Source organism: Shewanella sp. 4_MG-2023, from assembly GCF_030548015.1.
Lineage (GTDB): Bacteria > Pseudomonadota > Gammaproteobacteria > Enterobacterales > Shewanellaceae > Shewanella.
Genome location: NZ_JAUORL010000034.1, coordinates 40,067 through 51,787, shown reverse-complemented (window position 1 = coordinate 51,787; position 11,721 = coordinate 40,067). Strand labels below are relative to the sequence as shown.

Genomic DNA, 11,721 nt, shown 5'->3' with positions numbered 1-11,721 from the left:
CGAGTGGCCAAAGGGATCAGACTGTAAATCTGACGGCTCAGCCTTCGAAGGTTCGAATCCTTCTCCCTCCACCATTTCTTCTAGTCACTTCAGTTCATCAAGTTAGCTCATTCAAATTAGCTCAATTTCAATTCTCAGTAGTTTCACTTCAGTTTTATCATCAAGATTTGCTTAGTTTCAACTTCACAGCCTTATCCTAGTCAATTATTGATATCGATTATTAATTTGCTGTCTAGCGTCAAAATGTAACCTTATTGATAAAACATCACAATTTAACTTCCTGATCTTGTTATTTATCTTTAAGATAATCCGATTACAGCAAACTTAGGATGTCAGATGTCTAAACAATGGGTTAATCAAGCCATAGCTAAAATAGAAGCTGATTTTCAGCGCAGCGCCGATACACATTTAATTAAGTTAGAACTTCCACAATTAACTGGCATCGACATTTATCTTAAAGATGAAAGCACCCATCCAACTGGCAGTTTAAAACACCGTTTAGCCCGCTCTTTGTTTCTGTATGCGATTTCAAATGGATGGGTTAATGAAAATACCACCATCATAGAATCATCATCTGGCAGTACTGCTGTATCTGAAGCATACTTTTCTCGGTTACTTGGCCTACCGTTCATTGCGGTAATGCCAGCCACAACCGCGAAAAAGAAAATCCAACAAATTGAGTTTTATGGTGGTAGTTGTCATTTCGTCGACAAAACTGACCAAATATATGCAGAATCTCAGCGCCTAGCAGCGCAACTCAATGGCCATTATATGGATCAATTTACCTATGCTGAGCGCGCCACCGATTGGCGCGGCAATAACAATATTGCTGACTCTATCTTTAATCAGATGCAAAAAGAGCCACATCCAATTCCAGCATGGATTGTGATGAGCCCAGGCACTGGCGGTACCTCAGCAACCATTGGCCGCTACCTTAATTACCAACAACTTGATACTAAGCTGTGCGTGGTAGACCCTGAAAATTCGGTATTCTATGACTACTATATAAATGGTGATGCAAGTATTACCAGCGATAAAGGCAGTAATATTGAAGGCATCGGTCGCCCAAGGGTTGAACCGTCTTTTATCGCAGGTGTAGTGGATGAAATGAAAAAAATCCCTGATGCAGCATCCATTGCGACCATGAACTGGTTAGCACAGCATATTGGCCGTAAGGTAGGGCCATCAACGGGGACTAATTTATATGGCGTGTTGCAGTTAGCCTGTCAGATGAAACAAAAAGGCGAAACAGGCTCGTTAGTGACCTTGCTGTGTGATTCTGGTGAGCGCTATTTAGATACCTATTATAATAATGAATGGATTAATAACAATATCGGTTGTACTGAAGAATTTGACCTAGAGTTGCAACATTTTAACAGCAGTGGTTGTTTGGGGAAGTTATAAAAATTTAGCCATAAAATCAGTTATAAAAAATAACCCCGCCCAATTGACATTAGGCGGGATTATTTTTCAATATGTTAGTTAATCGATATCTAAATATTTATGGGTCTGAATTGATAAGCGCCAATTACGGCTTATACAGGTTTTCATGGCAAGTTCAGTTGCCCGAGGCTTTTGGCTGATAGGTTGTAAGCAAATGGTTTTATTTGATACATCAATATCAGCTAATAACTCATCAAGTTCATCAATATGATTTTGGGTGGCGATGGGATGCTTAATTTCATTAGCACGCAATAGCGCCGTTTCTAAAACTTTATAGCCGCCTTTCATATTTATTTTTGGTGACACGGTGACCCAGACTTGCTCATCACAATGAATTTCGAAAGTGCCACTGGTTTCAATCTGCACGCTGTTGCCAGCTTCAATCAAATGACTGGTTAACTTACTTAGGTCATATAAACATGGCTCGCCACCAGTAATGACAATATGTTTTGCAGTAAAACCTTTTTCAGTAAATGCAGTTAATAATGAATGCGCATCATGATTTGCCCAGCGACCAATGGTGCCATCCACTGCAATAACTTGTTGTTGAGAAACCTTGTTTGCTTCTAATACATCCCAGGTCTGTTTGGTATCACACCAAGCACAACCAACAGGACAACCTTGCAAACGAACAAAAATTGCTGGAACGCCGGTAAAGGTGCCCTCACCTTGGATGGTTTCAAAAACTTCATTAACTGGATATTTCATTTAGCTGCCTTATTCTCAGTAAGGGCGCATTTATAGTGTATTTTCACTGTAGCTGCAACCATTAACGGCCATGATAATGACTGCTTATTAGATTACCTGCCAACTAATTACATATGTCTGATGAAAGCTGATTATTAATCAGCCTATTAATAGCCGCTTTTACAAAAAGGTCACTGCTATAAAAATCTCACTAAAACTCTACTAATCAAAAGTTAAATAACCATGAAAGTTATCCTTAATGTCGTTATAATTTAGCCCGTAATCAACGGCTTCAATTAACTAACTGTTTCAATGAGTCTGCTCTGGGAACATGTTGATATATTTAAATTTTATATGGTGAAAAAAATGTCTAAAGCAATTGTCGTATTTAGCGGAGGTCAGGACTCTACAACCTGCCTCATTCAAGCAATGTCTCAATATGACGAAGTGCATGCCATCACCTTTGATTATGGCCAGCGTCACCGTGAAGAAATTGAAATTGCTCAATCACTTGCTAAAGAATTAAACATTGCCAGCCATAAAGTCATGGATGTGGGTTTACTCAATGAGCTTGCGGTGTCTGCGCTTACTCGAGATTCAATTCCGGTATCCCATGAGATCATGAATAATGGACTGCCTAATACCTTCGTCCCTGGGCGCAATATTCTCTTTTTAACCTTAGCGGGCATTTATGCTTATCAGTTAGGGTGCGATGCCATTATCACTGGCGTGTGTGAAACAGACTTTTCTGGCTATCCTGATTGTCGTGATGAATTTATCAAGTCTATGCAGCAATCATTGGCGTTAGGTATGGATAAACCATTACAAATTGTCACCCCGTTAATGTGGCTAAACAAAGCTGAAACATGGGCACTAGCAGATAAATACCAAGCATTAACCTTAGTCAGAAATGAAACCCTTACCTGTTACAACGGCATAAAGGGCTGTGGTTGTGGCGATTGCCCAGCCTGCACCCTTCGCCAACGTGGTTTAGATGATTATTTAGCTAACGCTGACACTGTAATGGCTGAGCTTAATCAAAAAATGGCTAAAGCTTAAAATAGGGTTACTGACATGGCAAATAAGCAAACTCAAATTGGCGTATATGTTTTTGCAACTATAGTGAGCGTCATTTGCGCGGCATTATTTGCCTTAAATTTACTGCCTCTTGCACAAATAGATATCGACAGTTTACTGGCTTATCGCTATGACTCAATTACCCAAGGTGAATGGTGGCGACTGCTTAGTGGTAATATTCTGCATACTAACTTGTGGCATTTACTAATGAACCTAGCCGGTTTTTGGGTGATTTTGTTTTTGCATGAGACCCACTACAAACAGCATAGCGTTAAACTCGCAGGCTTATTTTTGAGTTTGGCAATGCTTGAAGGGCTCGGCTTATATTGGTTTTACCCAGAACTAAAGGGTTATGTGGGGCTAAGCGGGCTATTACACGGACTTTTCACTTTTGGCGCGCTACTTGATATCCGAAAAGGCTTTAAATCAGGCTATTTGTTATTGTTAGGGGTCATCATCAAAGCTGGTTATGAAACCTATTTTGGCGCCAGTGACAGCGTAAGTGAGCTGATCAATGCCAGAGTCGCCACAGAGTCTCACTTAATTGGCGTCGTAAGTGGGTTATTGTGCGGGTTAATTTGGTTGCCATTAAGTGGTTATTTAAAGCGCGCTCAAACACTGTCAACAAGCCACAATTAAGTATCATTTTGTGCTTGCTGATAAATGTTTGGCCGCCAAATTTGCATTAATATTTCGGGATTATCTATCGGCAGAAAACCATACTGAGCGTAAAGGCCATGAGCATCCCTTGTGGCCAGCATCATTCTCCTTAATCCCTGTATATCGGGGTGACTTATCACCGTTTCGATGAGTAACTTACTTAAACCAATTCCTCGATGTTGATCAGTAATAAACACATCAGCTAGATAGGCGAATGTGGCTCTATCTGTGATAAGGCGGGCAAAACCAACTTGCTGGTCTTCGTCAGTAAATACCCCAAAGCACAAAGAATGCTCAATGGCCTTAGTTAATACTGTTATCGGCATCCCTTTGGCCCAATAGCTTTGTGAGATAAAACCGTGAATAACACTGATATCTAATTTATTTTGATCCGTTGAAATAACATAACCCTTGTTGCCTAACTGCTGCATTAACGCCCCTTAACTAAGATTTATTCCGTTTACGTAACAAGTATCGCTGCCCATGCTTATGTTCGACTCAACATTTGCTTAGTATATTGATATAACTGCTGAGCATCTAAGTTTGTCGATTTGGCCAAACCCGCTAATACCCCTAGTTGATCAGCCTCTGAGCGATGTTGGCCTAACTTGAGTTTTCCTTCAACGCCAGTAATTGAAATTTTAAAACCAACAATGGCTTTTGCCAATTTATCGCGGTAATCATGGGGAATAAAGCCACCGTGCTGCAGTAACTCAGGCTCATATTTAGCAATGGTGTCAGTTAAATGCAAAATGGTTTCATTGTTATCAGTTAGTTCAAAAGTGCCTGTGACATGTACTGCGGCATAATTCCAAGTTGGCACCGCAGGAAAACCGTCATACCAAGTAGGTGAAATATACCCATGAGGACCGGAAAATACCGCCAGCACAGATTGTAAATCCAATGTTTTCCAATGATTATTGGCTTTTGCCATATGGCCATATAACGTGTGATTACCGTCAGCATCAGTTTTAAGGATTAATGGCAGATGAGAGGCTTGTAAATCGCTCGAGCTAAGCAGAGCAAAGCCATACTGCTGGATAAAGTCTAAAGCCTCGTTAGACTGCATTTGTAATTTTTTAGGTAGGTACATGATCATCCTTAATATGTAGGTTTAACTTTTTGGGTGCTCAGTATTAATGAGTGACTCAATAAACGCGTTAATTCGTTTCTAAAAACTGCTGTAACCTTTGTTTTAATGGCGCTATTGCAGCTGGATGAGCCAAATAATCGGCAATCGTCATCAATTGCCAATATTGGCCTTCTGAGCCAAAATTAATCGCATCTAGTTCAGTTTGAGTAATATAAGCGACAAAAAAGTAGGAGTGGCCATTTGCAGTTTGATTAATCCCCCGCTGTTGATATATCAAACGCTCTATTGGCAGCGCAATGTCAAATTCTTCATGTAACTCTCTAAGCACACACTCTTGGGCCGACTCCTTGCCTTCGCGGCCACCACCTGGAAAGTCCCATTGATTTGGAAAAGGAATATTGGTTTTATCATCCCGTAAGTACACCACCAATTTATCTTCAAAAATCAGAGCTAATTTACAACCAGTGAATGATTCAGAATCCACATTTTTGGTTATCGCTTGTTGATTTGATAGCCCCATTTGTCAGCGACTCCACGGTTGATTTATTTATAATCACTATCCCATAAAAAAACCCGTGTTGATACTGAGATTGATTCAGTTTCAGCACGGGTTTAATACGATAACCTCGACTTATGAACTTATATTCTAAGCAATAAAAATAAACCCAATAAAGGTAATGCCAGCGGCAATAAGCGTATAAGGTAATTGCGTTACCGCATGGCTAACTAAATTACAGCCTGCACCTTGGGCAGCGAGTACGGTGGAGTCACTATAAAAACACGCCTGACTGCCAAAAGATGACGCAGAAAGCAGCGCGCCTATCACGAGTGGCATATCCGCGCCAACAGCTTGGGCTAACGGCATCACAATGGGGATGGAGACAGCAAAGATGCCCCAGCTTGAACCCGTAGCAAACGCTAAAACCGCCATTGCGACAAATACCACTGCTGGTAACATTTGCGCAGTCATATAGGGGCTTAAGCTTTCAATTACAAATTGTGGCAGCAATAATTTATCGCAAACATCTTTAAATATAAATGCAGCAATTACAGTACCAATGGCAGGTAACATACTTTTAAAGCCGTCGATCATTTGCTCCATCATATCGGAGAACGGCATTAATTTTTGCACCGCATAATAGGGAATAGTGATCAGCATTGTCGCTAATAAACCTAGCCAGACATCTATATCAAAGTACACGGTAAAACCGACCAGTAAGATGATGGGCACTAAAAAATTATGTAACTTGCCTTGTTCATCTGCGGCGCTGAAATTGTCTTCAATCGCCTTAACGCCATAGTCATCGCTGGTATGGGTTTCTGCAGACTCATCCACAGGAATACCAATACCTTGCTTGGCTTTAAATTCTGCTTTTTTCATCGGTCCAATTAGCGGTATTACCCCTAAAATAACCAATGGCACCATGATCACCGCCACCCAGGCATAGAGCATATAAGGAATCGCCTGCATATATACCGCAATGCCCTGCCCCGATTCTGCGATGCCGTTGTCCACTAATAAACCAGAGAAGAACACTGCCCAAGTGGATAAAGGCACCAACACACAAATAGGTGCTGCGGTAGAATCAACCACATATGCGAGCATCTCACGGGAGATTTTATATTTATCGGTGACGCGCTTCATGGTCTCACCCACAGTGAGCGCGTTAAGGTAATCATCAATAAAAATGGCCACACCTAATACAAACGTCATCATTAATGATGACTTTGGCCCTGTTGCAACCAACAAGGCTTTTTTGCCAAAGGCAAAAGCGCCGCCGGTCCTGACTAATAATGCAATCAAAGCGCCGAAGGTACCACACACTAATATCAGCCAACCTATAGTTTCGTCAGCCATTACACTCAGTGAGATTTCTGAAAAATTATTCAATGCTTCAGCAGGATCTAGCATCAATAATCCCACAACTGCGCCTATCACTAAGGCAAGTATCGGTCTGCGTAAAAATATGGCTAACATTATTACAACCAAAGGCGGGATCAAACTGATCGCAGATGGCTCTGTCATTAGGTTTTACCTTGTTAAAAGAAGATTAATATTGGAAAAAGAAAGTAATGTCGAATTGCATTTTAGTCAACAAGAACTAAACACAATATTGAAAAAAATACGGGTTTATTTCAAAATAATTATAAGAAAACAAATTCACTGTGACTGAATAAACAACCACAGTGACATTATTATTCATAGTTTAGGCTATTGACTACTTTAACGTCAGCACGATTAATCGCAACACTCGTTATGTGAAAAACTCACTTCAAACTCTCCTAAGTTGTCATAAACAACGGATAAAGGCGTATCCATATCGACCTTTATTACGCCGTGGTATGACCCCGTTATAATGTACTCTCCCGCATTTAACTCGATTCCTAATGCAGATAAATAGTTAACCAGCCAATACATAGGATTTTGAGGTAATTCACATGGGTGAACACCGATATAATCATGTTTAATCCCTGCCTGAGTCATTGTAATGTTTATGCCAGCCGCTTTATAAGCCGCCGCTTTCTCAATTTCAGGGCCAATAAATAAACCTTGATTACTTAAACCGTCAGCTAAACGCTCATAATGATTAGCTTTATAACCTTGACTAAACCTCGGCTGAATAAGCTCTAATGCCATATGAGTTGAACCTATGGCAGCATCTATTTCTGCTTCGCTGTAATGTTTGCCACTGGGTAAGTTACTTCTGAGTAAGAATGCGATTTCAGGTTCTATCAATGCTTGGCCATTAACCGCTTTCATTTGACATACCACCTGAGTTTCAACAACTTGCCCCAACAATGGTGCTGCGATAATACTGCCATCTTCTCTTGGGGTAAGGCATTTCCAACCTAAGGGAGCATGATCATGTAGGGCTATCATCAATTGCTGTACAGCATGAGCATCAGCCAAAGTTTTAGGCGACTGTAATAAATTAAATTCAGACTTAGGCTGTGTAGCATTACGCTGTGCTACTAAATGCTCTGCTATCGATTTAAAACGTAATGCTTGTTGATCAACTGTTTTTGATATATTGGACACACTAAATCCTTATGTGGCTTAATTTAAGCAATGAGAGAAAGAGACGGTAAAACAGTAAAAATTAATTTGATTCAATCCCATACAGTTAAACATGTGATGTTTAGAGGATCAATATGGATTACTTCTAAGCCATAAATAAAAACGTGCTTAAACCTCAAGGTTTAAGCACATTAATTTTATCTATCAGATAATGCTGCTAGCCATGACACATGCAGAAATTACATAAGTTCTACAAGCCTTGCCTTAGCATCGCTCAACAAGGTTTCTGTTAACGACTGGGCTAACGTACTGTCTTTTGCTTTAATCGCATCAAACACTTCTTTGTGAAAGGGTATTGAGCTTTTGTTTTCAGCATCATTTTGGTTAGTCACACGAATACTGACTAGCAATGCCGAAAAGATGACACATTCCATCGAAATGAATAACTCATTATGAGACGCTTTTAAAATAGCACTGTGAAAGTGTGCATCTGCAATCACAAAACGATCCACATCGCTTGTAGACGCTTCCATTTCAGCCAGCGCTTGAGTAATTGCTTGAATATCTTCTTCCGTGGCATTTAATGCTGCGAGACTGGCAGCTTTAGGCTCAAATGCGAGTCTAAACTCCATCAATTGAGTTAAAAAGTCAGGATTAAGTGGTGCAGAAAGGTGCCAAGCTAAAACATCATCGTCAAGTAAAGCCCAGTTATTTCTAGGTTTAACACGAGTACCAATTCCTCGGCGTACATCTAATAAGCCTTTACCAACAAGAATTTTTACCGCATCACGAACGACAACTCGACTGACTTGATAGCGTTCAGCCAGTTTATTTTCATCATCAATAAGCGTACCAGGCACAAACGTTCCAGCAACAATCCTACGACCTAACTCTTTTGCTACTTGAACCGGCAAACTCGGCGACATCGAGTTTGTTCTTCTTAAATCGTAGTATGTTAGTTCACTCATGTAATTATTCTATCCCAAGAAATATAACTACATACTATGTATATGATTTTGTGATGATACACAACCATCTGATGTTAATTATTGTCACTTTGGCTAAGAGAAAGGCGAATACTGGCATCATTGAGCAGTTTTTCGGTTAATTTCTCAGCTTTGTCACCATCACGATTAAAAATGGCTTCATACACATCTCGATGAAAAGGAACCGACGCTCCATTGTCTCGAGGGTCTTTATTGGTCATTTTAATACTTACCAATAACGCAGAATATATAACGCCTTCCATCGATGCCAGAAAACCATTGTTTGCCGCTTTCATCACCGCTTTATGAAACAAAGAGTCGGCAATAATAAAGTCTTCTGCAGTACCAGAAGCCTGCGCCATTCCTTCAACTGCTTTGGCAATTTCAGCAATGTCTGCATCCGTCGCACGCTCAGCAGCCCATCGCGCGGCTTTAGGCTCAAATGCTAATCGTACATCCATTAACTGCTTCAAAAAATTAAGATTGGGTGGCGCTGATAAATGCCAAGCAAGAATGTCATCATCCAGCATATTCCACTTATCTCGTGATTGAACACGAGTACCAATGCCCCGCCGCACTTCTAATAAACCTTTGCTTACTAGAATCTTTACAGCGTCACGAACTACCACTCGACTAACATGATACCGAGACGCCAAGGCATTTTCATCGTCAATAAGACTGTGGGCTTCGAAAGCACCAGAAACAATGCGGCGACCGAGTTCTTTAGCAACTTGTACAGAAAGACTAGGCGACATTCCTTGGGTGCATTTTAAATCGTAATATATTAATTCACTCATAGGTTAAATATAAACATAGTATGTTTAAGGTGTCAATTGAAACAATCTACGATTGAGACTTAATGATAATATATTGACTTCATATTAGATAAATTGATGCTTTAGATCAGAAGCAGAAGTAACTAAAAAAATAGCAGCCTTTCGGCTGCTAAAGCTACAACAGATACTTACTAGGAATAAGTATACAGGAAAGTAAAACAACACTATTTGTATAATAGCAACAACAGACAAGTTCAAAATCATCTCTGAAATGACTGAACTAAAACAACACACTGAACTCAGTTTACGGCATTATTGAACTCTAAAGTTCTGGCCTAGTGGGCTGTTAAGGTACTTTTATAACCTTGGACATATGCCAAAGCGTTATGCTTAACTTGCTCAACACTCATCCCAGCCTTATATAAGCCGCTTCCTAAACCAAACCCACTGGCACCAGCATCAATAAATGCTTGCATAGTGTCTGGTGAAACTCCCCCTACAGGTAAAATATCAATATCAGGAAGAACAACTGACATTGCTTTTAACCCCATAGGGCCAAATGCATCAGCTGGGAATAATTTAAGCGAATCTGCACCCGCATTAATAGCCGCATAAGCATCAGATGGTGTGAAAAAACCGGGGACACAATAAAGGTCTTTCGCTTTACTGTACCGAATCAATTTTGCATCAGCATGGGGAGAAATAATAATACGCCCGCCCGCAGCTTCGACTAAATCAACTTGTTCCTGGCTAACAACAGTGCCAGCACCAATGATGACATCGTTACCATATCTATCACTAAGTAACTTAATACTTTCGTAAGGCGACGGTGAGTTTAAAGGAACTTCTATAACGCGATATCCAGCGGTCACTAAAATATCTGCAACATCTAATACTTCAGCAGGTGTCACGCCACGTAAAATTGCAACCAATGGCATTTTGCTCATGGCTTCTTTAAGAGTAATCGGCATTTAATGCACTTCCTTTGATTTAATTAAATTCGCTTGCTCAGCTACCATCACCATGCCTAAAGCAGAGGCTTTCTCGCTGCTCACTGGGGTTGAAAGTAAACCAAGTTCTTTTAGCGCTTGAGCATAAAGTGTGTTTAAAGTCGAACTGCCAATGAGATAAATATGTTCAAGGGATGATGCCGCCAACACTGAACATAATTCAGCGCCAATCAGTAATCCTGAAATATAACTACAAACATGCTTGTCATCTAATCGCTGTTCTAGTCGTAAAGTTCTCGCGCTAAATAAATGGTGCAGCAAACCCCCTTCCCTTTGACTGGTATGTACGCCTTGTAAAAAGCTATCCATATCAACATCAGTCGCTTGTTTATCTACGCCTTTTCCAAGAATGCTGTTTTCAACTACGATGTTATACATCTCGCCCGTCATTTGAGTCGACAAGCTTTCTACGATTGGTTGACCTTGATCATTCTTAGCCATTTTTATCCACTTAGAATGGGTTCCAGGTAAGCAAAAAACTAACTTATCTAATTGAGCATTGTTTAATAAACCCAACTCGTGCTCAATCAATGATACGGCGCCGAATACCTGCACTTCTTCACCGCGCATAACATCAGGTTGTAAATTAGCAGTCTGACACTTAACGCCCGGTACAATGCGAATAGACAATTTCGATTCGTTATCCACATGACATAATTTCATCGCGGCTTGTTTAGCATCTGCTGGGCAATCTATATAGCCTGCATCGACCCAACCTTGTGCGCTACCCACCATGCCGGCCATTAACACTGGCACTGAAAAGTCTGTAACCCATGGCTGTATATGGGCTAAAAGCGCAGCTTCAAATTCATCTTTTTTAAGGCATAACATACCTTGAGGCGCCGATACTTCAGACAAGATTTTGCCGCGTTTATCCAATAAAAAGGCGCGAAAATTACTACTCCCCCAATCGACTGCAATAAGTACAGGCGTGGGTGACGATTGCTCTGTCATTTAAAAATTCTCTACA

At 40.5% G+C, this 11,721-nt stretch carries 13 protein-coding genes; 3 read left to right on the top strand and 10 right to left on the bottom strand.

Annotation, left to right across the window (positions count from 1 at the left end; genetic code table 11):
- The first annotated feature begins 336 nt into the window (after nt 1-336).
- The gene (locus Q4546_RS16315) at nt 337-1,404 is read left to right on the top strand and encodes a PLP-dependent cysteine synthase family protein (RefSeq protein WP_102435558.1); all 1,068 of its coding nucleotides are present in this window, start codon (nt 337-339) and stop codon (nt 1,402-1,404) included.
- A 78-nt stretch (nt 1,405-1,482) separates the two neighbouring features.
- Here Q4546_RS16315 and queE read toward each other — a convergent pair whose 3' ends face one another.
- Nucleotides 1,483-2,151: a 7-carboxy-7-deazaguanine synthase QueE gene (queE, locus tag Q4546_RS16310; RefSeq protein ID WP_303446623.1), complete on the bottom strand. Its 669-nt coding sequence runs from the start codon at nt 2,149-2,151 to the stop codon at nt 1,483-1,485.
- Nucleotides 2,152-2,496: 345 nt separating this feature from the next.
- Here queE and queC point away from each other — a divergent pair, with 345 nt between their 5' ends.
- Both queC and rrtA read left to right on the top strand, forming a co-directional pair.
- Nucleotides 2,497-3,189 carry a 7-cyano-7-deazaguanine synthase QueC gene (gene queC / locus Q4546_RS16305; RefSeq protein WP_198589275.1) on the top strand — a complete coding sequence of 231 codons (693 nt, stop codon included), beginning with the start codon at nt 2,497-2,499 and terminating at the stop codon, nt 3,187-3,189.
- 15 nt (nt 3,190-3,204) lie between these two features.
- Entirely contained in the window at nt 3,205-3,846 is a 642-nt protein-coding gene (rrtA, locus tag Q4546_RS16300) for a rhombosortase (RefSeq protein ID WP_102435564.1), read from the top strand.
- Here the strand turns inward: rrtA and Q4546_RS16295 are convergent.
- The 9 genes from Q4546_RS16295 to Q4546_RS16255 all read right to left on the bottom strand — a co-directional run bounded on the left by Q4546_RS16295 (nt 3,843) and on the right by Q4546_RS16255 (nt 11,705).
- Complete coding sequence (locus tag Q4546_RS16295) at nt 3,843-4,298, bottom strand: GNAT family N-acetyltransferase (protein WP_303446621.1); 456 nt, start codon at nt 4,296-4,298, stop codon at nt 3,843-3,845. The two genes, rrtA and Q4546_RS16295, sit on opposite strands and share 4 nt — an antisense overlap.
- A 56-nt stretch (nt 4,299-4,354) precedes the next feature.
- Nucleotides 4,355-4,960, bottom strand: a complete 606-nt coding sequence (locus Q4546_RS16290; RefSeq protein ID WP_303446620.1) for an FMN-binding negative transcriptional regulator — start codon at nt 4,958-4,960, stop codon at nt 4,355-4,357.
- 67 nt (nt 4,961-5,027) lie between these two features.
- On the bottom strand, nt 5,028-5,480 hold the full coding sequence (locus Q4546_RS16285; RefSeq protein WP_303446619.1) for an NUDIX hydrolase: 453 nt from the start codon (nt 5,478-5,480) through the stop codon (nt 5,028-5,030).
- Between the two features lie 126 nt (nt 5,481-5,606).
- Nucleotides 5,607-6,986: a Na+/H+ antiporter NhaC family protein gene (locus tag Q4546_RS16280; protein ID WP_303446618.1), complete on the bottom strand. Its 1,380-nt coding sequence runs from the start codon at nt 6,984-6,986 to the stop codon at nt 5,607-5,609.
- Between the two features lie 213 nt (nt 6,987-7,199).
- Entirely contained in the window at nt 7,200-8,000 is an 801-nt protein-coding gene (locus tag Q4546_RS16275; protein ID WP_241903426.1) for a 2-keto-4-pentenoate hydratase, read from the bottom strand.
- Between the two features lie 218 nt (nt 8,001-8,218).
- Entirely contained in the window at nt 8,219-8,947 is a 729-nt protein-coding gene (locus Q4546_RS16270) for a FadR/GntR family transcriptional regulator (RefSeq protein WP_102435574.1), read from the bottom strand.
- Between the two features lie 74 nt (nt 8,948-9,021).
- Entirely contained in the window at nt 9,022-9,762 is a 741-nt protein-coding gene (locus Q4546_RS16265; protein ID WP_102435576.1) for a FadR/GntR family transcriptional regulator, read from the bottom strand.
- Between the two features lie 314 nt (nt 9,763-10,076).
- The gene (locus Q4546_RS16260; protein WP_102476723.1) at nt 10,077-10,712 is read right to left on the bottom strand and encodes a 2-dehydro-3-deoxy-6-phosphogalactonate aldolase; all 636 of its coding nucleotides are present in this window, start codon (nt 10,710-10,712) and stop codon (nt 10,077-10,079) included.
- Nucleotides 10,713-11,705, bottom strand: a complete 993-nt coding sequence (locus Q4546_RS16255) for a 2-dehydro-3-deoxygalactonokinase (protein ID WP_102532098.1) — start codon at nt 11,703-11,705, stop codon at nt 10,713-10,715.
- Between the last annotated feature and the right edge of the window lie 16 nt (nt 11,706-11,721).